Origin of the sequence: Corallococcus macrosporus (genome assembly GCF_017302985.1) — a bacterium.
In the GTDB taxonomy this organism is placed as follows: Bacteria; Myxococcota; Myxococcia; order Myxococcales; family Myxococcaceae; genus Corallococcus; species Corallococcus macrosporus_A.
On sequence record NZ_JAFIMU010000007.1, the window covers coordinates 518,100 to 538,607 of the forward strand.

Genomic DNA, 20,508 nt, shown 5'->3' on the forward strand with positions numbered 1-20,508 from the left:
CGCACTCCGGGAGACGCGGCGCATGCGCAGGGGAAATCGGGCAGCCGGGTTCGCGGTCGTGGTCGTCGCTGGACTGCTGCTCGTGGCCTTCTTCGTCCTGCGTGGAGATGGGAGCGCTTCTAACTCCTCGGCCCGGGGCTCTACCGCCTCTGGGTTCTTCTCCCGCTTCGGTGCCGGGCAGGCTTCGTCCCACTCCGCCAGGGGGCCGCGCATCACCGGCGTCGTGCGGGATGCCCGGGGTCCTGTCGCGGGCGTGCGCGTTTCCGCTTCGCGCGTGGAGCCGGAGGTCACGCTGTCGGAGCGCTCCTGCCCTCCTTCCGACACGGGTGAGCCTCCGCTCCGGCTGATGCAGTGCTGGGACGAGGCCTTCGATGAACGGGTGGAGGCGGTGGATCAGCGCGAGGGAGAAGCCCCCACCGTCGCGGAGACCACCAGCGCGGAGGATGGCACCTTCGTCCTGGACGGGCTTCCTCCTGAAGGAACGGTCTGGCTCCACGCCACCCACGGCCAGCGCGTCGCGATGCGGCCAGATGTGCCGACGGGCCTCGAGGGTGTGGTCCTGCAGCTCGACGAAGGCCTCTTCTTCGACGGCATCGTCACGAACGAGCCCCCAGGAAGAGCGCCTGTCGCGGGTGCGCGCGTCACCGTCTTCTCCCACGAACACACGCGATTCTTCCCCGCGACCAGCGGCACGGACGGACGCTTCCGCATCGGGCCCGTGCCACCGGCCGACTACGGCATCCTCGTCACGGTCGTGGGCCTCAGCCCCATGCTGCGCATGCGGGCGGATCCGATGGAGGAGGCCACCTTCATCCTGGACCGCCCCGCGAGGTACTCGGGCACGGTGCTGACGCAGAAGGGAGCCCCCGCGCCCGGCGTCTCCGTCCGGCTGTACACGCCCAGCTTCACGCCCGAGTCGCGCACCGCGCTCACGGATGCTCAAGGACGCTTCGCCTTCCGGTCCGTCGAAGGCGCACCCGGCCAGCTCTTCGTGGAGACACCGGCGCATGACGGCTTCGCCTACGCCGAGACGGAGCCTCGCGAGGACCTGGTCCTCACGCTCGGGCCCGGCATGTTTATCCAGGGCACCGTCAGCAATGAAAACGGCAGCCCGATTCCGGGGGCTCGAGTCGACGCGGATCTCCATGATGCGAACGCGCCTTCCCCACGCGGACAGACCGTCACGGATGCGCGAGGCCACTACCGGCTGGGCCCCCTGTTCCGGCTGCCGCACTTCATGGCGGCCCGAGCCGCGCACCATGTCGACGTGGAGCCGGAGTACCAGGAACTCGGTGGGGTCGAGGAGGAACTCGACTTCACCCTGCCGCACGCGGTCTCCGTGGAGGGCATCCTCATTGACGAAGCGGGCCAGCCGCTCGCGGGCCGCACGGTCCGGCTCCATCCGGGCCCGGTGTCACCCTCCAAGCAAGAGGTCGTCACGGATCAGACCGTGACGGACGCAGCCGGGCGCTTCACCCTGGACTCGGCGGAAGCAGGCCCCGCGTGGCTGGACGTCGACGCCGCGATCTTCATCCCGCAGCGCCTTCCCGTGGAGCTTCCGTCGGAGCACGTGCGGATGGTGCTGCGCCAGGGTGTCGAGGTGACCGTCACGGTCCTGAGCGCGGTGGGAGCCCCGGTGCGCGGCGCGCAGGTGACCCTCTGGAAGCGCGATGCGCGCGGCGAGGCCGACCATGTCGCGGACACCGATGCCCGGGGACAGGCCACGCTCCAGGGTGTGGCCCCGGGGCACTACGTGGCGGAAGCGCGGGTCCAGCGACGCGACGTGGACGTGCATGCCTCCCAACCCCTGGAGGTCCAGGCGGAGGCCTCATCCCTCACGCTACGTCTTGAGGAAGGCCGGACCCTGCGGGGCGTCGTCGTGACGCCTCAGGGACTGCCACTGCCCGGTGTCACCCTCCGCGCGCAGGTCCTGGACGCGGACCGGCCCCGCTACCGCGGCGAGTCTCCCACCACGGGCGTGTTCCCCGAAGGCGTCCGCACGGATGCCGGAGGCCACTTCACCCTGCGCTCGCTGGGCGCGACCCGCCACCTGATCACCGTGAAGCTGTCCGAGCATGTCCTCGATGCCTCGGCCTCGCGGGGCGTGCGCCCTGGCGAGAACGAAACCGAGACCGCCGTGGTGGACCGCGATACGGCGGAGGTCCGGCTGGTGCTGCGGCGCATCCCGCACGTGCGGGGCCGGGTGGTGGCGGAAGACGGCTCGGCGCTGGAGTTCTTCGAAGTGAACGGGACCCGGTACTCGAACCGGGACGGGCGCTTCGACCGGCGCATGTTCGACGCCACCGGTCCCCAGCGGTTCCTGGTGCGCGCCCAGGGCTTCGCGCAGGTGGACCGCACCGCCACGCCGGACGGCGAGAACGACGTGGACCTGGGCACCATCACGCTGACGAGAGGGCGGACCGTGCGGGTGCTGCTGCGCGAGTCCTCCACGGGCGCGCCGTACAACGGGCGCATGCGCGACAGCGCGGGGCGTGAGGTGACGGCGGCCCTCGGCTATCAGGTCCACGGCGAAGGCTTCGCGGACGGGCCGCCCTTCCTGCCTCCGGTCCGGACGGGGCCTCGCAAGGATGGCTCGCTGCTGCTGGAGCACATGCCGCTGAGCGCGTTCACGCTCGAGGTGGACACCCAGTTCCACCTGCCGTCTCGCGCGAGGGTGGGCGCGGAGGAAGAGAGCATCACCCTCCCGCTCGACACGGGCGCCCGGGTGAAGGGGCACGTCCGCGACGCGCAGGGCCAGCCGCTCAGGGCCCGGCTCACCTTCACGCGCTCGGACGGGGTGACGCAGCACATGGACGTCGGTCCGGGCGACTTCACGTTGAGCACCCTGCCTCCCGGGCTCTACACGGTGAATGCCTGGGCGGAGGACGCGGCGGACGGCACCCGCTTCCCTGCCTGCGGCGTGCGGATCCCGCCCGGCGGCGACGTCACACTCGACTTCGACGCGCTGGGCACCGGCGCCACCGTCACGCTCCGGTTGCCGGAGGACGTCGACCGCGTGTTCCTCCTGCCCGGCCAGCCGTCCGCGCCCGGCAGCGCCGGGGACTTCGTCCACCTGGGCCTCCAGCAACATCCCCTGGAGGAATGGACCGGCACGTCCGTCACGTTCCGCCGCGTTCCCTCCGGCCACTACACCGTCATCGCGAGCAACCGCGACCGGAACCGGGTCCACCGCGAGGAGCTGGACGTGCCCGCAGAAGGCACGCTGTCCCGCGACGTGCGGCCCGCCTGGGTTCCCCTCGCGCGCTGACGCACGACACAGGGTCCCGCTATCCTGCCGCGAATGGGGAACGCGAGACGTGGAGGACTGAAGCCCTGGCTGGGAGGAGGCGCGCTCGCAGTCGTCGCGCTCCTCGCGTTCCTCCTGTGGAACGCCCGGCCCGCGTCGTCCGCGACGGACGCGCCTTCGCCCGCCTCCGCGTCCACCGTGACGCCGAAGCCCCGCGTCTCCCAGCTCACGACCCCACCGCGTCCCGTGGGCACCGCGCGAATCACCGGCCGCGTGCTGGGGACCCACGGCGCGGCCGTGGGCGTGCGCGTCTCCGCATCCCGCGTGGAGCCGGGGCTCACGCTGTCGGAGCGGCCCTGCCCCTCCCCTTCCGGCCCGCAGGACGCACAGGCGCCGCTCCTCAAGACGGGCCGATGCAGCTTCGACTCCGAGCACATGCTGGGCGAAGCCGTGGAGGCCCGCGACGGTGAGGCGCCGGTGTTCGCGGAGGCGGCCACGGACGCGGAAGGCCGCTTCGTGCTCGACGGCCTGCCCGAGGGCAGCGTCACGCTCTGGGCGCTGGGCGACACGGGTGCGGTGTCGCAGGGCGGCGTGCCCGTGGGCTCGGACGACGTGGAGCTGACGCTGGAGCAGGGCGTCCTCTTCCAGGGACGCGTCACCGCCACGGACCGGACGCCCATTCCCGATGCGCGGGTGACGCTCGTCTCCCGCTGGCACACGCGCTTCTTCGACGCGACCACGGATGCCGAAGGCCACTTCGTCGCGGGGCCCCTGCCCCAGGGCAGCTACGCCGCCTTCGTCACCGCGGACGGCGGGTCCTCGTGGTTCAAGCCGGAGCTGGACTCACCGGCGGACCTTGCAGCCGTGGTGCTCGCGCGCACGCTCCCCATCGCGGGCCAGGTCCTTTCAGCGGAAGGCACTCCGGCGCCGGGCGTCCAGGTCCTCCTCGAGGGAAGCACCGCGACGGCCTCCACCCAGCGCACCACGACGGATGACGCGGGATGCTTCCGGTTCACCGCGCCCGCGGTCGCCCACCAGCTCAACGCTGAATCCGGAGGCGCGTTCGCCACGCTGGACGTGACGCCGCCCCTGGAGCACGTGGAGCTGCGGCTCCAGCAGGGCGTGTTCCTGGAAGGCACGGTGCGCGACGACACGGGGCAGCCCATCCCGAACGCTCGCGTGCAGACCTACCGAGAGGACGGCGGTCCCCTCGCCGCCGAAGCGGACACCGCGACGGACAGCGCGGGCCGCTACCGGATGGGGCCCACGCGGTCCGGGCCGCACACCTTCCGGATCCTCGCGTCGCATCACCTCGACCTGGAGGTCACGGCCCAGAAGCTCCTGCGGGGCATGGCGCCGCTGGACTTCATGCTCCGGCGAGCGAAGAGCGTGGAGGGCCGCGTCGTCGACACGTCGGGCGCTCCGCTCGAGGGCATCCACCTGGAGCTCTCCGGCAACCTGGGCGCCTGGGACGATCTCGTCTCCCGCGACTCCCAGCGCTCCGACGCCACGGGGCGCTTCGTCCTGGACGCCCAGCGCGGGGGGAAGGCGCAGTTGCTCGTGGAGGATCCTTCCTTCCAAAGCCTCTCCATCGACGTGAGCGTCCCCTCGAAGGACGTCGTGGTGGTGCTGGACCGGGGCGCCTCCGTCTCCGGCACCGTCACCGACCCACGGGGGCTGCCGCTGCGCGGCGCGACCGTGACGTTGTTGGAGGACAGCGAGGACACGGAGGACTCCTCGCTGTACGAGGAGCCGCGGCAGGGCATGACGGATGAGCAGGGCCGCTTCCAGTTGCAAGGGATTGCCCCGGGCAAGTACCTCCTGGGGGCCGTCATCCGGGGAGACCTGATCGACGCCTCGGTGTCCCAGCCCATCGCGTTCCAGGCGCGCGAGCACCAGGACGTGTCCCTTCGCCTGGAAGCAGGCCGCCAGCGCTCCGGCATCGCGGTGGATGGCACGGGCCAGCCGCTCGCGGACGTCATGATCACCGCGGCGCTCCCCGACGAGGATGATTCGCAGTGGCGCGGAGGCTCGGGCGAGGACGGTCCCGCCGGCCTCCGCACGGGCCCGGACGGACGCTTCACCTTGCGCGGGCTCGTGGCGCCCCGCTATGCGCTGTGGGCCTCCCTCCCGGGCCATTCCTTCCGCCCCGAGCGCTCGCAGGGAGGCGAGCCCTTCACGGAGCAGGGCGGCCTGTGGGTGGACTCCGGCGAGGCGCCGCTCCGGCTCGTGCTGGAGCGCGATGGACGCATCCGGGGCCGCGTCGTGGGCTCCAGGGGCGAGGCCGTCACCTCCTTCACGGTGCATGGCCGAGGCCTCCTGGGTCAGGAGCAGCCCGGTGAATGGCCGGACGGCGTCTTCGACCTTCCCTTCAAGGGCTCGGGGCCGGCGACGCTCACGGTGAGGGCCTCCGGCTTCGCGCCCCTGATCCGTGACGTGACCCTGACGGAGGGCGTGGACATGGACCTGGGCGTGCTGACGCTGGACCCGGGCTGGACGCTGCGGCTCGCCCTCCAGGACGCGGAGACGGGCGCCGTCCTCTCCGACGTGGGGTTCCTCTACGCGAAGCTGATGAACCCCGCGGACTCAGACATCGCCCGCGCGATGGTGCGGCCCCGGCGCCTCGCCCCCGAGGATGACGGCTACACGCTGACGCAGCTTCCGCCCCCGCCCTTCGTCCTGGAGCTCAAGGCCCGCGGCACGCGGCCGTTCCAACACGAGGTGACGTCCCGCCTGGACACGCTCACCGTGCCCCTGGACCTGGCCGCGAAGGTGCGCTTCACCGCCCAGGACAAGGACGGCAAGCCCCTGCCCGCCCTCATCCGGCTGCGGTACGCGGAGGGTCTGGTGAGCTATCCCTTCCAGGAGTACGCCCCGGAGGGCACCGTCCTCTCCCGGGGCATCGAACCGGGCGAGTACTTCCTGGATGCCCGCCCCATCGACCCCGAGTCGAAGCAGCACTTCCCTGCCAGGCGGATCCAGATTCCGCCCCGGGGCGAGGTGGCCTTCACCGTGGAGGCGACCCCGCCCTGAGCGGGAGGGCTACGGCACGCGCTCCCACGCGTCCTGCCAGGCGATGCCCGTGCCCGGCGCGTAGTACGACGCCACGCCCTTGCACCAGCCGGAGTACGGGAAGGGCTTGCAGCGGTAGACGAGCCCGTCCGTGCCCTCCACCAGCGTGCCCGCCGTGTAGCTGTCGAGCCCCGCCGGGTACTTGTACTGCGCCGTCCCGGTGCCGCCGTCACCGCCGCCGGTGGAAGGCTTCTCGATGTCCACCTGGAACGTGTAGCCCGTCTCCTTCGCGTACACGCGGTTGCCCAGCGCGTCCTGCACCGGCGTCACGCTGCCCGTCGTCTGCAGCACGCCCACCTGCACGCGGCTGGAGCCCGCGTTCACCTGCTGCGCCAGCCGGTACATCCACGTGGCCGCGGGCGTGGCCGCGTCGAGCGTCAGCGGATGGGACTCGGCGTCGCGGCCCGCGCTGTCGAAGAGGCGGAACGTCACCTTGCTCGCCCTGGGCAAATCCTCGCGCGCCTGCACCTGGCCCAGCTCCTTCCACGCCACCGGCGGGGGCGGCGTGTTGCTGAACTTCACGTCCGTGCAGGCGTAGAAGGCCTCCGGGCTGTCCGCGCGCTGCCAGATGGCGTAGACGACGTGCGAGCCCGTGCGCGCCGCCGGGAAGGGGCAGCTGAGCCGGTAGCGGTTGTTCACCGCGGACACGTTGGTGACGTTGCAGAAGGGCGACGCCTCCAGGTCGGACCACTTCAGGGGCAGCGCCGGGTTGTAGCCCTCCTTCGTCACGAAGAGCTGGAAGTAGCCCGTGGCGTGCACCGCGGTGGCGTGGAAGACGAACTCGAAGCGGCCGCTGCTGTCGGGGGTGATGAGCGTGGACGGCCAGTCCGTGCGCGCCAGGTCCAGCCCCTTGTGGCTCTCATTGGCCGCGCTGCACAGCTTGCCGTCGGGGATGATTTCGCGGTGACGGCCGTTGGCGGCGCCCTGCCGGACGCCGTTCCAGTCATAGAGCGCCTGCGTCCCACCGGCCTGCACCGCGGCCTTGCACGCGGCGGACTTCGGACTCTCCGGCCCTTCCTTGAAACATCCGTAGACGCGGCTCAGGGGAACTTCCATGGAGCCGTGCGCCGCCGCCGGACCAGCGGACAGCAGGGAGACGAAAGCGAGCGCTGCGGTGAAGGCCCTGCGAATGGCTGGGAACATCCCTTCCTCCTCTGTTCGAAAACAAAGGAGGAAGGGCGCGCGTGAATCGGGTCAACGGCTGCGTCAGGCCAGCAGCTCCGTCAGCAGGCCCTTGGGCAGCGAGGGGTCGCCGAAGTCGTCCAGCGGGCCCCCGGCCGCGTTCTTCACGCCCACCGCGGCGCCGATGGTGTTGAGCATCTTGTTGAGGTTGGGGCTGGAGTTGCCGCCCGCCGCCGTCACCGCGACGCCCTGCTTGAAGTAGCCGTTGCAGCTGCCCGCCAGGATGAAGGGCACGTTGCGCGGCGAGTGCGCCGGCCCGTTGCCCAGGTCGTTGAACCAGACGGACACGCCCTGGTCGACCAGCTTCTTGCCGTCCGGCATCTGGTACGCCGCCAGCCGGTCCAGCAGGTAGTTGAAGGTCTGCGCGAACTGCGCGTCCACGCGCGAGTGCAGCAGGTCCGACCCGGCGATGACGCTGCCGTTCGCGTCGTGCGACAGCCGGCGGTGGGAGATGTAGTGGAAGTTCTCCATCAGCTGCCCCGTCGTCGGGTCGCGGTAGCGCGTGGAGCCGTCGTTGCCGTCACCCACCTGGATGGCCACCGAGCGCGTGGTGCCGCACGCCACCGCCAGCACCGCGATGTCCATGTGCAGCCGCACCGAGGCCAGCACCTTGTCGCCGTCCGTGCTGTTGTAGCCGGGCGCCTGCTGCTGCAGCCGCAGCTCCTCGTCCACGCGGGCGCGGCAGCTCAGGGCCACCTCCAGGTCGCGCACGTTGGACAGGTGCAGGTCCAGGCGCTGCCGGTCCGTGCTGCTCAGCTCCGGCCGCGACTGGAGCGCCTTCAACTGACCCGACACCAGGTCGTTGAGGCTCTTCTGGCGCACCAGCAACTGCTCGCGCGCCTCCGGCGTGAGGCCGCCGGGGCCGCCCACCATGGTCTGGTAGGCCACCCACGGGTCGTGCAGCGCGGCCCGGCGTGAGGAGTTGCCCCGGTGGGAGATGCACGGGCCGCCCAGCCACCCGCCGGCCCTGCCCGCGTAGAGGAAGAGCGAGTCGCGCTTCTGCGGGTTCAGCTCGCGGCCGATGCGGTGGTCCAGCGACTCGCCGGACGCCTCGGAGTTGCCGCCCGCGCCCTCCACGGCGGGGCCCCGCGCGGTGAGGCACTGGAGCGCGCCCCGGGCGTGGCCGTCCCCGTAGTTGTAGTCCTTCATGTTGACGTTGCGCACCACCAGCAGGCGCGCGCGGTGGTCCGCCAGCTCCACCAGCGACTTGCCCGCGAGCGTCGTGGTGGTGAGGTTGCCCAGCGGCTCCGGCCAGAAGCGCTCCGGCTCGCTGCCCAGCTCGGAGGTGTTCTGCGCGGTGGCCACGCCATCCGCCTGGCGAAGGAAGATGGCGTACGGCAGCGCGCCGGGCTCCGCCGCCTGGGCCTTCCGGGGCAACAGCCCCTCCAGCACCGGCAGCCCCAGCACGACGCCACCCAGTCCCTGCAACATGCGTCGACGGCTCAGTTTCACGGCAGCTCCTCCGGGTGGCGATTCACGAAGCCCACGCCCGTCACGACCTCGACGACCAGGTCCACGATGGGCAGCTGCCCCGCCTGCGACAGCTTGCCCAGCCGCTGCACCAGCGCCTCGTCCTCTTCCGCCGCGGGGCGCCCGCTCAGGAACTCCACCCAGTGGCGCGCGTAGCACGCGTGCACCGCTTGCGCGTTCGCGAGCGCGTCCGCCAGGTCCAGCGCGCCGTTCACCGACACCTTCTGCCCGCCGATGCCCGGCGACGCCGAGGCGTCCACCGGGTGCCCGTTGTCCGTCGTGCGGTAGCCGCCCACGGCGTCGAAGTTCTCGAAGGGGAAGCCCAGCGGGTTGATGAGCGTCGTATGGCAGGACGCGCACAGCGTGCCGGGCCCTTCCGTGTGCGACGTCACCACCTCGCGGTTGGTGCGGCCGTTGGGCGCGGGCAGCGCGGGGATGTTGGCCGGCGGCGCGCCAATCTTCTGGCAGAGCAGGCGCTCCGACAGGAACACGCCGCGGTGGATGGGGTCCGGGTCCAGCGACGTCGCGTGCGACGCGAGGAAGCCCACCTGCGTGAGGATGCCCCGCCGCTGCGCGCCGTCCAGTGTCACCGGCACGAAGTTGGCGGTGAACGTCCCGGTGAGGCCGTAGACGCGCGCCAGCTCGTCGTTGACGAAGGTGTCGCGCGACGTGAGCAGGTCCGCGAAGCGGCCCTTGCGTCCGAAGACGACGTCCTCCACGAAGAGGGCGTTCTCCTTCGCCGCGGACTCCGCCAGCTTCGCGGTGACGTTGGGGAAGCGCGTGGTGTTGGGGAGGATGCGCCCATAGCGGGCCACGTCGAAGACGACCTGGTGGTAGGCGTCCACCACGCCGCGCGCCCGGGGGTCCGCCATCATCCGGCGGGCTTCCGCGGCCACGCCCTCGCGCTGGGACAGCAGGCCCTCGCGAGCGGCGGCGAACAGCGCGTCGTCCGGCATGGAGTTCCAGAGCGCGTAGCTCAGCCGCGACGCCACCTCGAACGCATCCAGCGGCACCTTGCCGTCCGCCGCCTGCGTGCTGCGCTCCACGCGGTAGAGGAACAGGGGCGACTGGAGGAAGCCCTCCAGCACCATCCGCAGGCCGCCCTGGAACGCGGCCATCGTCGGGTACGCCTGCGGCCCCTTGCGGTACAGGGCCAGGTAGCCCTCCACCTCGTCCGCGGTGAGCGGACGGCGCAGGGCGCGCAGGCCGAAGGACTCCACGAACGCCTTCGCGCGCGCCTCGTCCGTGGTGCTGCCCGGGGGCAGCAGCTTGCCCAGCTTCGTCGCGTCCGTGGCCACCTGCCCGGCCAGGTCCGCCGCCGCGCGCTGGTACGCACCCCACAGCGCCTCGTCCACCGACAGCGCGCGGGCGTCGTTGCCGAAGAGGAAGCCGCTCTGGGCCGGATCCGCGCGGAACGTCTGCGCCAGCGCCGTGGGCGCCGCGTCCAGCTTGAGCAGGTCCTTCACGCTGCTCAGCCACTGCGCATGCGTCAGCCGCGCGACGCGCACCGAGCGCGCCGGCTGCTCCACCAGCGGCGGGGGGTTGTTCGTCCCGCCCGGGCCGCCACCACCCCCGGGGCCCGGGTTGCGTGGATTCGCCGCGTCAGAAATCTGGCCTTCGCAGGCACTCAAGAAACTCAGGGAGGCCGCGAGCAGCGCGGAACTCATCCAGTGTCGACGTCGCGCCATGGGGGGAAGCGCCTCCGTTCGTTGGAGGTCATCCCAATGGGGAAGCGTCAGGAAGTCAATCCGTACACCGGCCGGCCAGCCGGCCGCGTCACACGAATACTGGAAACGGCCACCGGCACCGGATCAGCCGGGAATCAGGAAGCGCGCGATGACGCGCTTGAGGCCCACGTTGCCGCCGAACTCCACGGTGACCTTGGCGTTGGGGCCGCTGCCTTCCGCGGCGACGATTCGGCCGGAGCCGAACTGTTCGTGGCGCACGCGCATGCCGCGCACGTCACCGCCCACGCCGTCCATGTCGGACGACGCCTGGGAATAGCTGCGGTCCACGCGCGGGCCCGTCTCGTCGTCGTCCCAGTTGCGGCGGCGCTGCGGCATGGCGGCGGCGCGCGGCGGGGGCGGCAGGTCGTTCTCCTTGAAGCCGAAGAGCGCCTGCGGCACGTCCGCGAGGAAGCGGCTGGGCGGGTTGTACTTGAGCTCGCCGAAGAGGGAGCGGCACTGCGCCAGGCTCACGAAGAGCCGCTTGCGCGCGCGGGTGAAGCCCACGTAGCAGAGCCGGCGCTCCTCGGCCATCTCCTCACCGCCGTCGGGCTCCTCGCTCTTGAGCGCGCGCGAGTGCGGGAAGACGCCCTCCTCCAGGCCGGTGAGGAACACGGCGTCGAACTCCAGGCCCTTGGCCGCGTGCAGCGTCATCAAAGCCACGCGCCCCTCGCTCACCTCCGCGTCCGCCTCGCCCACCAGGCTGATCTGCTCCAGGAAGGCCTGCAGCGGAGGCACGTCCGCGGTGAGCGGCGCGGAGTCCACGCCCTCCGGCGCCTCCTCCTCGCGCGCCTCCACCGCCTGCGCGGCCGCGACCATGTCCGACGCGCGCTTCAGGTCGAACTCCTGCGCCGCGCCCAAAAGCTCCTTCAGGTTCTCCGCCCGGGTGAGCGCCTCGTCGCTGCCGTCCGCGACGAGCGACTCCACGAGCTTGGACTCCTTGAGCATCTGGTCCACCGCGCCCGCAGCGTCCTTCGCCGTCAGCGAGAAGGCGTGCAGCGACTGGAGCAACTGGTGGAAGCCGCCCAGGCGCTTCTGCGCGGTGGCGTTGAGGGACGGGATGCGGTGGCGCTCGCCCAGGGCTTCGTAGAGGCTCAGGCCCTGCTCGTTCGCGAAGTCCGTCAGCCGCTCCTCGGTGGTGTCGCCGATGCCGCGCGCTGGCACGTTGAGCACGCGCAAGAGGTCCGCGTCCGAGCGCGGGTTCACCATCAGCCGCAGGTACGCGGACGCGTCACGGACCTCCGCGCGGTCGTAGAAGCTGCGTCCGCTCACCAACTGGTACGGCACGCGCGCCAGCCGCAGCGCCTCCTCCAGCACGCGGCTCTGCGCGTTGGTCCGGTAGAACACCGCCATGCTGGAGAACTTGATGAAGCCCTCGCGCTGGACGGCCAGGATGCGCCGGGCCACCTCCTGCGCCTCCGCGCGCTCGTCGCGGTGGAGCATCAGCTCCAGGTTCTCCCCCTTGGGCCGTTCGCTCCAGAGCTTCTTCGCCATGCGGCGCGGGTTCTTGGAGATGACCTCGTGCGCGGCGGTGAGGATGTTCTGGTCGGAGCGGTAGTTCTGCTCCAGCTTCACCACCTTCGCGCCCGGGTACTGCATGGGGAACTGGAGGATGTTGTCCACGTTCGCGCCGCGCCAGCGGTAGATGGACTGGTCGTCGTCACCCACCACCACCAGGTTCGCGGACGGCGGCGGGGCAATCTGGCGCAGGAACGCGTACTGCACGGGGTTGGTGTCCTGGAACTCGTCCACCAGCACGTGCGTGAAGCGCGTGCGGTAGCGCTCCAGCACGTCCGGCCGGTCGCGGAAGAGCTTCACGAGCAGGAGCAGCAGGTCCCCGAAGTCCACCGCGTTCGCCGCGCGCAGCAGCTTCTGGTAGCCCGCGTACACGCGCTTGACGATCTGCCCGCGGATGTCCTCCTGCTCCACGTGCATGTCCTCCGGCAGCCGCGCGGCGTTCTTCTCCTGGTCGATGCGGTGGAGGATTTCGCGCGGCTGCATCACCGGCTCCACGCCCGTGTCGCGCATGGCGCGCTTCACCAGGTTGAGCTGGTCGCCGTCGTCGTAGATGACGAAGGACTTCGTGAGGCCCACGGCCTCCGCCTCGCGGCGCAAAATCATGGCCGCGGCCGAGTGGAACGTGCTCACCACCAGGTCGTTGGCCTGCGCGCCCAAGAGCTGGGTGAGGCGCTCGCGCATCTCGCGCGCGGCCTTGTTGGTGAAGGTGACGGCCAGGATGCGCCAGGGGAAGACGCGGCGCACCTTCACCAGGTGGGCCACCCGGCGGGTGATGACGCGCGTCTTGCCGCTGCCGGCGCCCGACAGCACGAGCAGGGGGCCGTCGCCGTGGAGCACGGCTTCCGCCTGGGGCGGATTGAGGTCTTCGAGGAGGGCGGTTTCGTGCGCGTTCACGGGGGCTTCCACCGGGGGGAAAGAACCCGGTCTTCTAACGTCTTTCGCACGCCGGTGCCGGGTCTTCCGCCATCCCTGGCGCCCGCCGGGCCGTCCGCCCCCGGGACGGGCAGGAGCGTGGGGTATAAACAGGGTCCACAGCCATGTCCGACACCCCGTCCCGCCCCTCCCAGGCCCAGCTCGACCGCTTCGCGGAACTCTTCAACCAGAGCCTCACCCTGCGCCACTTCGGCGCCCGGATGTCCTTCCCCGAAGGCCGCATGGTGGTGGTGGAGCTCCCGGAGGTGCAGGCGCAGCACCGGGGCGGCCTGGGGGCCTCCGCCGTCAACGGCGGCGTGCTCTCCGCCCTCTTCGACTTCGCCATCGGCTGCACCCCGGCCCTGCGCGACCCCACCCGCCGCTGCGCCACCGTCCAGTTGTCCATGAGCTTCGAGCGCCCCGCCACCGGCAACCACCTCCGGGTGGAGGCCGTCATCGACAACGGCGGCCCGTCCACCGTGTTCGCCTCCGCGAAGCTGATGGACGCGGAAGGCCGGGTGTGCGCCCGCTGCCAGGGCGTCGTGCGCGTCTCCTCCCAGCCGTGGGCCTCCGGCGAGAGCCCCGCCACCAACTGACATTCCCCCACCCCGGGCCACCCTTGCCCCTTTCCGTCGATATGCCCGGCCTGGAGGCGCGTTTTCCTGGCAGCCCGGGGCCGGAATGGTCCCCGGGAGACGAGCGCGGCTCGCAACGGGAAGACGGCATGGATGCAGCCGTACAGGGCTTGGGGATGACGACCCTCCAGTCACGGCAGGACACAGACAGGGTCGCGCGTCCGGCGGCGCCGGACGAGGAGGCCCTGTCGCGGCGCGCGCTGGCGGGCGAGCGGGCCGCGTGGGACGCGCTCATCGCGCGGCACCAGCGCCGGGTGGTGGTGTCGCTGCTCGCGCGGGGCATCCGGGTGGACCGGGCCCAGGAGCTGGCGCAGGAGACGTGGGCGCGGCTCATCCAGCAGCAGCAGCGGGGCCTGCTCCCGGAGCTGCGCCTGCCGTACCTGGCCATCACCCAGGCGGCGTTCCTCGCGTCGGATGACGCCCGGCGCACGCGGCGCGAGTCGGTGGACGGCACGGTGGAGGACCTGCCGGAGCGGCAGCATCCGGTGGACCCCGCGCAGTCCGCGGAGAAGCGCCTGTTGTCGGAGGAGCAGCTGGCCCGGGCGCGCGACGCGCTGGAGCAGGTGTCGCCGGGCGCGCGCAACGTCTTCCTCCTGGCCTGTGACGGCCAGGGGCTTCCCCATGCCGAGGTCGCCTCCCGCGTCGGGCTGTCCGTCCAGCGCGTGCGACAGATTTTGTGCGAGGTCCGCAAGAAGCTGCGCACCGCGCTCGAAGAGGAAAACCATGTCTAGCCCCACGCCCCACCTCACCCGCGACCGCACGGAGCAGTACCTGCTGGGCGCGCTGCCGCCCGAAGCCGAGGCGGAGCTGGAGGCCCACACGCTCACGTGCGAGCCGTGCGCGCGGCTGCTCCAGGAGGAGGCCCTGCTGGAGGAGCAGCTGTACGAGGTCGCCGCCGCCACGCCGCGCGAGGCCGTCGTGGTGCGCCCCGCGCGCTGGCACCGTCCGGCCGCTGCCGCGGCGGCGCTGGTCGCGGTGGCCGCCTCCGTGTTCCTGATGCTGCGGCCGGGAGGGACGGAAGCCACCCCGCCCGTGACGCCCGTGGAAGCGCCGGCCGTCGCGGCGCGGGACGTGGAGGAAGGGCCCCGGGACATCGTGGTCGCATGCCCGGACCTGGCCACGCAGGAGCACTGCCTCCGGTCCGCGAGCGCGCGCGGGCTGCTCGTGTATCACCCCGGTGGACAGGGCGAGGTCCCCCGCTACGACGCGTCCAGCGAGCTGCCCCGGGTGGCGCTGAACTCGCGGCCGGCCGCCCTGTGAGGACTTCCGTGATGAGCTTGCGAACCCGCATCCCCGGCCTGCTGCTGGCGCTCTGGGCGCCCCTCGCCGCGGCCCAGACCCCGTCCACCCCGGCGGCCAGCCCCGACGCCACGGCGGCTCCCGCCACCTCCGGGGCCCTGCCCGCCGCGCCTGGCGCCACGCGCCCGAAGCTGCCGCAGGGCTGGTACGTCACGGAGAGCGCGCCCCAGCACTACGAGGCGGGCGTGGACGCGTCCTCTCCGTGCGAGGGCACGCGCAGCGCGTTCCTGCGCTCGCGCACCCAGGCCACGGACAGCTTCGGCACGTTCATGCAGGCCTTCAGCGCGCAGGACTACCGGGGCAAGCGCCTGCGCTTCTCCGCGGCCGTGCGCCACCAGGACGTGAAGGGCTGGGCGGGGCTGTGGATGCGCGTGGAGGGCGCGGACCCCAAGCAGCCGCTCGCCTTCGACAACATGCAGTCGCGCGCCCTCGTGGGCACCCACGGCTGCAAGCGCTACGACGTGGTGCTGGACGTCCCGCAGGAGGCCACCACCATCATGGCGGGCCTCATCATGAGCGGCACCGGCCAGGCGTGGCTCGGCGGCGTGCGCTTCGAGACGGTGGACGCGTCGGTGAAGACGACGGACCTGCTCGCCACCCCGCAGCCCCTGCCCTCCGGTCCGCAGGGCCTGGAGGAGATTCCCGCCTCATCCCCCGTCTGGAGCGGCGGCGAGCGGCTGGGCCGCGTGGGCTACTACTGGTTCGACGCCCTCTCCGTGCAGACGGAGAACCCGCTCGTGAAGGGCAAGGGCCAGCTGTGGCAGGGCACCGTGGGCGACGAGCTCTTCGAGCACGGCATCGAGGTGAACGGCACCTACCGCAACTACCCGCTGCGCGTGAAGGTCCACGCGGGAGGCCCCACCACCCGCATCCAGGGCACCTGGGGCACCGGGCCCGTGGACATCCGCCTCAGCCCGGACGTGCTGCACATGCGCTGGGGCGTCTTCGAGCGCAAGCTCCTGCGCGACCGGGAGGCCGCCGCGGAGCAGGGCTGCAACGTCTACCGGCAGATGGAGGGCGTGCACGAGATGGACCGCATCGACGTGTGCGGCGTCGCGCTCGCCACCCGGCCGCCCCTCACGCAGCTGGTGGTGTCGTTCCTCGCCAACACCTTCCGCCGCGACCCGTCCCCCTTCACTCCGCCGGTACCGAGCGCGCCCGTGCGCTCCCCCCAGCCGGACAACTCGGCCGGGAGCAACCGCCCCGCCACGAAGGCCAGGTAGGGCGGAGCGTGGGTGGAAGGAAGGGCGCTGCCCCTCCTCCACCGCCGGACGTCAGAACGCGAAGTCGCGCTCCAGCGTCTCCTGCCCGGCCTGCACCGTGAGGTGGGCCGCGTGCGCGCCGGTCGCCAGCGCGGTGGACAGGTCGAAGGACAGCCCCTCCGGCCCCTGCGTCGGCTTGAGCGAAGGACGCCCCGGCGACAGGAAGACCGCGGCCGTCACGGCGCGCGTGCCCAGGGGCTGCACCAGAAGCCGCACCCGTTGACGCTCGCGCACCAGCACCACGCGGAAGTCGCGCCGCTCCTCCAGCACCTCGCGGTGCTCCGGCAGGCGGGCCGCGCTCGGGCGCCGGGCCACGTCCGCGCGGGAGTCACGCGCCGCGCGCGGGGCCTGCGCTCCGTCCTCTTCCAGCTCCAGCGCCTCGTCGATGGCGGCGTCGCCCTCTTCCAGCGCCAGCACGGCCTGCGCGCACTCGCCACAGCCGGCCGTGTGGGCCTCCACGCGCTCGCGCTCCTCGCGGGTCATCTCGCCCGAGTCCAGCCGCCACAGCTCGTCGTCCGTGAGGTGACGGCGCGGGGGGCTGTCCACCACCGCGGTGTCCGCCCGGTCCGCGCGGCAACTGGCACAGTCCTTCAGGTGCTCCGGATCCTTCATGGGGCGGCCCGTCCAGGACGCCACCAGGTCATCGCAGCCGGCCCGCGCGGAGAACCACCACGCGCCGGGACGCTCCACGGGGTCCAACAGGTCGCGCTCGGCGCGGCGCTCGGCGTTGAGCGGGATGAACCAGCGCGCGCGGGAGCGCAGCGCGGTGTCCAGGTGGCCCAGCGCCCCGAGAAACCGCTCGCGAGCGGCGAGCGCGTCCCCGTCCAGCGGGCCCTTCAGCAGCTCCCAGGTGGCGAGCGCGCGGGCGGCGGAGGCGGCCCGGTCCCGGGCGGCCAGTCCTTCCAGCGCGGAAGAGCGCCACAGCTCCGCCTCCTCGCCCTCCTCGCCCAGCGCCACCTCCATCGACTCCTCGGCGGCACGCAGGAGCAGCGGCTGGAGCGCCTGCGGCTTCTGCTGGCCAAGCCAGGCTTCCACTTCGGAGCGGCCCAGGCCCTTCAAGGCCTCTTCCACCCCGTCGGTGCCGAGCCGGTCCGAGCGGCGCAGCACGTCCCCCACCAGCTCCAACAGCTCGCCCACCGGAAGGGGGCCCGCGCCCAGGCGCGCGTACCGGGCCTGGTAGCGGGACAGCGCGTCGCCCTTCATCGCGACATCCCGGGCATGGCGGAGGAATCCAGCGCCCCGCGAGACATCACGACGGGTCCTCCGGCATTCCGTCCCGCTGCAGCTCCAGCAGGTACAGACGCAGGTATGCCTGGGCGCGGCTGACGCGCTTGTACGAGTTCACCACGCTGATGTTCAAACGGCGTGCGCATTCCTCGTGATCCTCCACGTCCTCGTGGTGATACAGCTCCCATGCGGAAGCCTCCTTGGGGTGCTCCTGCTGGAGCCTGGCGTAGGCGGCCCAGTACAGCTCCTGCGCCTCGGCGCGCTCCTCGCGACGCCGTGCGCCCTCCACCGCCCGGGCCACCTCGGACGGCGTCTCCTCCATCACGTCGTCGGGCGAGGCCGGCGCGGGCGCCAGCTCCTCCCGGTGCCGCCGGTAGAAGTCGATGGCGACGTGCTTGACGATGCGCAGGAAGAACGTCTTGGGAGACGCGCTCCTGCCCGGCATCTGCTCGGACACGCCCCGGAACTGGTCCAGGCCGCGGTCGAGGAACTTCCCCACCGCGTCCTGGAAGAGCTCGTCGGCGTCCGCCGGGGAGCCGCGTCCGTAGCTGCCCTGAATCCTGCTGATGACGTAGCGGGCCGGGCGCGCCCATCGCGCGCACAGGGCCCCCAGCGGGGTCCCCACGGCCTCGCCCGTGGCGCGGCGGCGGGACACCTCCGCGAACAATTCCTCATCCGTGAGCTGCTCGTACACCGGAGGACCCTGGAGGCTGTCCCGGGACGTCCTCATCCCGGGAGGTTGGGTTACGGGGATGTGGCGCGGCAAATTAACACGTTGCATCCGCGAACAGCCTCCGACTGGTTACCCGAACCCCCGACTCCGGCGCCCGGCATTTCCTGACAGGTTTTTTTCGCGGGCCGCGCATGACGCGGCGGGTCTTCTCCCTAGAGGCTCGGCGGAGGCCCGGGCAGGCCCGCAAGGCCCCGGAAACAGGCCTTTGAAACGCGCCGTCAGGATTCCGGCCCGGGGGGCGTCCAGGGGCGCATCGCTTTCGAGCGCCCGGCCGAAGAGGCCCTACACGCCGTGGTTCGACTCCACCCCTCCGCTCGCAAGGCGGGGGGCCCGCCGGCGGTCCGGCACTGAACTCTGGATTCAGCCTTCCGGCTTCCTCACTCGGGCGCTCACTTTTTCCCTCCCCACACCCAGGCGGCCCTTCCGGGCATGCCTTTTGTCCCGAAAGGGGGACGACCGCCATGACCACCGCTCGCACCCAGACGACCCTTCCGGAGACGCAGCGCGGACCGGCCGAGCGGCTGCTCGACGTGGTGCTCGGCGGCTCCGCCCACCTGTGGCACCACCGCCCGGGCCTGGACGTGAACGGCACCTGGGTGGCCGCCGCCAGCGCGGACGCGAAGGCGCACGCGCGCGGCCGCAAGGTGGCGCCGGGCCTGTTCGTGCCCGCGGCGGTGAAGCTGTACGGCCAGCTCCTGGAGCTCTACCGCCTCAACCCCACGCTGATGGCGCACTTCGCGTCGTACGCGCTGACGCAGACGGACTGGCGCGACCTGAAGGTGGCCACCTGCGCGCTGATGCTGGTGCAGGAGCACGCGGGCCAGCCCGTGCGCGACGGCGAGGGCGCGGTCGCCTTCCACGACGACGACTACCGCGCCATCGGCGAGGCCATGGTGCTGCACTACGTGCGCCGCTCCACGCGGATGCTCACGCCCAAGGCCGTGCTGCGCGTGGCGGAGCTGCTGGAGACGCCGGAGATTGCCCGCCTCAACCGCGCCGCGGGCTTCGGTGACCCCGCGTCGCGCAAGCCGCCGCTGGGCCGCTGGAAGCGCGTGGCGCAGAAGTGGCTGGCCGCGCGCGAGGCGAACCTGCCCATGCTCCAGGGCCTGGTGAAGGCGGGCTACAAGGAGACGCTGAAGAAGCTTGCGCGCAAGGCGGGCTACAAGCCCCAGTCGCAGGGCTTCTTCGAGGTGCTCGGCTGGAAGCAGAAGCAGGCGGACGGGGGTCACCGGCAGGTGGGCCTGCAGGGCCTGACGCTGGTGAAGCGCGAGCGCTTCGACGGCCTCTCCGAGGCGGAGATCTGCGAGTGGATTGAACTGGAGCGGCTCTCCTACAAGGAGGTCGTGGGCCGGCTGCCGAAGGACGTGGGCCTCACGCCCGCCATCCTGGCGACGCTGCTGCCGTCGCTGTCGGACCGCGACCTGCGGCTGATGACGCCCACGCTGGAGGACCTGGGCCTGCTGCAGGAGCCGTCCGTGAAGGCGCGCTGGGAGCGGGCGGTGGCGAACGCCACGGATCAGCGCTCGCTGAACATCGCGAAGAACGTCCGGAGCGAGGACGTGCGTCGCAAGCTGGAGGAGGCGAGCGACAACGCGGTGAAGAAGGCGGTGGCGGAGGCGACGGCGGAGACGGACGTGCGGGTGATGTTCCTCATCGACAAGTCGGGCTCCATGGAGGGCGCCATCGAGCAGTCCAAGGAGGCGCTGTCGCGCATCCTCGCGGGCTTCCCGATGGACAAGCTGCACGTGGCGGCGTTCGACACCATGGGCACGGTGCTCAAGCCCAAGGCAGCGAACCGCACGGCGGTGCAGCACATGCTGGCCGGGCTGAAGGCGTCTGGCGGCACGGTGCACGCGGCCGGTGTGCACGCGCTGCACCGCGCCGGGGTGCGCATCCCGGCGGAGGCGAAGCTGGTGGTGATGGTGGTGGGTGACGAGGCGGGCGAGGCGGGCGACCAGTTCGCCCGGGCCTTCCACGCGTGTGGCTACAGCGTGGCGGCCCTGGCGCTGCTGGTGAGCGTGGCGGGGGCGCGCGGCAACACGGTGCGCTCGGGCGCGAAGCAACTGGGCGTGCCCTTCAGCGAGGTGAACGTGGAGCAGTTCGCGGACCCGTACCAGGTGCCGCGTGTGCTCCAGGCGCTGATGGACGCGCCGCGCGAGGCGGGGGCCAGCCAGTCCGGCTGGGTGGACCGGGTGATGAGCACGCCGCTGTTGAAGGTGGCGTGAAG

13 protein-coding genes are annotated in these 20,508 nt (G+C 71.9%); 7 read left to right on the forward strand and 6 right to left on the reverse strand.

What is annotated here, in order from left to right; all coding sequences use genetic code 11:
• Window positions 1-253 precede the first annotated feature (253 nt).
• Window positions 254-3,268: a hypothetical protein gene (locus JYK02_RS14370; protein ID WP_207051494.1), complete on the forward strand. Its 3,015-nt coding sequence runs from the start codon at window positions 254-256 to the stop codon at window positions 3,266-3,268.
• 33 nt (window positions 3,269-3,301) lie between these two features.
• On the forward strand, window positions 3,302-6,280 hold the full coding sequence (locus JYK02_RS14375; protein ID WP_207051495.1) for an MSCRAMM family protein: 2,979 nt from the start codon (window positions 3,302-3,304) through the stop codon (window positions 6,278-6,280).
• Between the two features lie 9 nt (window positions 6,281-6,289).
• On the opposite strand, the gene JYK02_RS14380 is transcribed toward JYK02_RS14375, so the two are convergent.
• From JYK02_RS14380 to JYK02_RS14395, 4 genes are all read right to left on the reverse strand, one after another.
• Entirely contained in the window at window positions 6,290-7,462 is a 1,173-nt protein-coding gene (locus JYK02_RS14380) for a lytic polysaccharide monooxygenase auxiliary activity family 9 protein (RefSeq protein ID WP_207051496.1), read from the reverse strand.
• 63 nt (window positions 7,463-7,525) lie between these two features.
• Entirely contained in the window at window positions 7,526-8,953 is a 1,428-nt protein-coding gene (locus JYK02_RS14385) for a DUF1552 domain-containing protein (protein ID WP_207051497.1), read from the reverse strand.
• Complete coding sequence (locus tag JYK02_RS14390; protein ID WP_207051498.1) at window positions 8,950-10,659, reverse strand: DUF1592 domain-containing protein; 1,710 nt, start codon at window positions 10,657-10,659, stop codon at window positions 8,950-8,952. Before JYK02_RS14390 ends, JYK02_RS14385 begins: the two co-directional genes overlap by 4 nt.
• Window positions 10,660-10,782: 123 nt before the next feature.
• A complete protein-coding gene (locus JYK02_RS14395) occupies window positions 10,783-13,107 on the reverse strand; it encodes a UvrD-helicase domain-containing protein (RefSeq protein WP_207051499.1) in 2,325 nt (774 codons plus the stop codon).
• Window positions 13,108-13,250: 143 nt separating this feature from the next.
• Here JYK02_RS14395 and JYK02_RS14400 point away from each other — a divergent pair, with 143 nt between their 5' ends.
• The 4 genes from JYK02_RS14400 to JYK02_RS14415 all read left to right on the forward strand — a co-directional run bounded on the left by JYK02_RS14400 (window position 13,251) and on the right by JYK02_RS14415 (window position 16,282).
• The gene (locus JYK02_RS14400) at window positions 13,251-13,721 is read left to right on the forward strand and encodes a PaaI family thioesterase (protein ID WP_207051500.1); all 471 of its coding nucleotides are present in this window, start codon (window positions 13,251-13,253) and stop codon (window positions 13,719-13,721) included.
• A 128-nt stretch (window positions 13,722-13,849) separates the two neighbouring features.
• Window positions 13,850-14,491 carry an RNA polymerase sigma factor gene (locus JYK02_RS14405; protein ID WP_242588742.1) on the forward strand — a complete coding sequence of 214 codons (642 nt, stop codon included), beginning with the start codon at window positions 13,850-13,852 and terminating at the stop codon, window positions 14,489-14,491.
• Entirely contained in the window at window positions 14,484-15,020 is a 537-nt protein-coding gene (locus JYK02_RS14410) for a zf-HC2 domain-containing protein (RefSeq protein ID WP_207051501.1), read from the forward strand. The genes JYK02_RS14405 and JYK02_RS14410 overlap by 8 nt, the downstream gene beginning before the upstream one ends.
• Window positions 15,021-15,031: 11 nt before the next feature.
• On the forward strand, window positions 15,032-16,282 hold the full coding sequence (locus JYK02_RS14415) for an AraC family transcriptional regulator (RefSeq protein WP_207051502.1): 1,251 nt from the start codon (window positions 15,032-15,034) through the stop codon (window positions 16,280-16,282).
• Window positions 16,283-16,333: 51 nt separating this feature from the next.
• On the opposite strand, the gene JYK02_RS14420 is transcribed toward JYK02_RS14415, so the two are convergent.
• Together JYK02_RS14420 and JYK02_RS14425 are read right to left on the reverse strand one after the other, a co-directional pair.
• A complete protein-coding gene (locus JYK02_RS14420) occupies window positions 16,334-17,524 on the reverse strand; it encodes an anti-sigma factor family protein (protein WP_207051503.1) in 1,191 nt (396 codons plus the stop codon).
• A gap of 46 nt (window positions 17,525-17,570) precedes the next feature.
• Window positions 17,571-18,242: a sigma factor gene (locus JYK02_RS14425; protein WP_207055126.1), complete on the reverse strand. Its 672-nt coding sequence runs from the start codon at window positions 18,240-18,242 to the stop codon at window positions 17,571-17,573.
• A gap of 500 nt (window positions 18,243-18,742) precedes the next feature.
• Here JYK02_RS14425 and JYK02_RS14430 point away from each other — a divergent pair, with 500 nt between their 5' ends.
• Window positions 18,743-20,506, forward strand: a complete 1,764-nt coding sequence (locus tag JYK02_RS14430) for a vWA domain-containing protein (RefSeq protein WP_207051504.1) — start codon at window positions 18,743-18,745, stop codon at window positions 20,504-20,506.
• The last annotated feature ends 2 nt before the right edge of the window (window positions 20,507-20,508 follow it).

Bases quoted from the DNA above. Each gene is read 5' to 3' on its own strand.
- JYK02_RS14375 (WP_207051495.1), top strand. From the start codon at position 3,302: ATGGGGAACGCGAGACGTGGAGGACTGAAGCCCTGGCTGGGAGGAGGC.
- JYK02_RS14380 (WP_207051496.1), bottom strand. From the start codon at position 7,462: ATGTTCCCAGCCATTCGCAGGGCCTTCACCGCAGCGCTCGCTTTCGTC.
- JYK02_RS14390 (WP_207051498.1), bottom strand. From the start codon at position 10,659: ATGGCGCGACGTCGACACTGGATGAGTTCCGCGCTGCTCGCGGCCTCC.
- JYK02_RS14400 (WP_207051500.1), top strand. From the start codon at position 13,251: ATGTCCGACACCCCGTCCCGCCCCTCCCAGGCCCAGCTCGACCGCTTC.
- JYK02_RS14405 (WP_242588742.1), top strand. From the start codon at position 13,850: ATGGATGCAGCCGTACAGGGCTTGGGGATGACGACCCTCCAGTCACGG.
- JYK02_RS14410 (WP_207051501.1), top strand. From the start codon at position 14,484: ATGTCTAGCCCCACGCCCCACCTCACCCGCGACCGCACGGAGCAGTAC.
- JYK02_RS14415 (WP_207051502.1), top strand. From the start codon at position 15,032: ATGAGCTTGCGAACCCGCATCCCCGGCCTGCTGCTGGCGCTCTGGGCG.
- JYK02_RS14420 (WP_207051503.1), bottom strand. From the start codon at position 17,524: ATGAAGGGCGACGCGCTGTCCCGCTACCAGGCCCGGTACGCGCGCCTG.
- JYK02_RS14430 (WP_207051504.1), top strand. From the start codon at position 18,743: ATGACCACCGCTCGCACCCAGACGACCCTTCCGGAGACGCAGCGCGGA.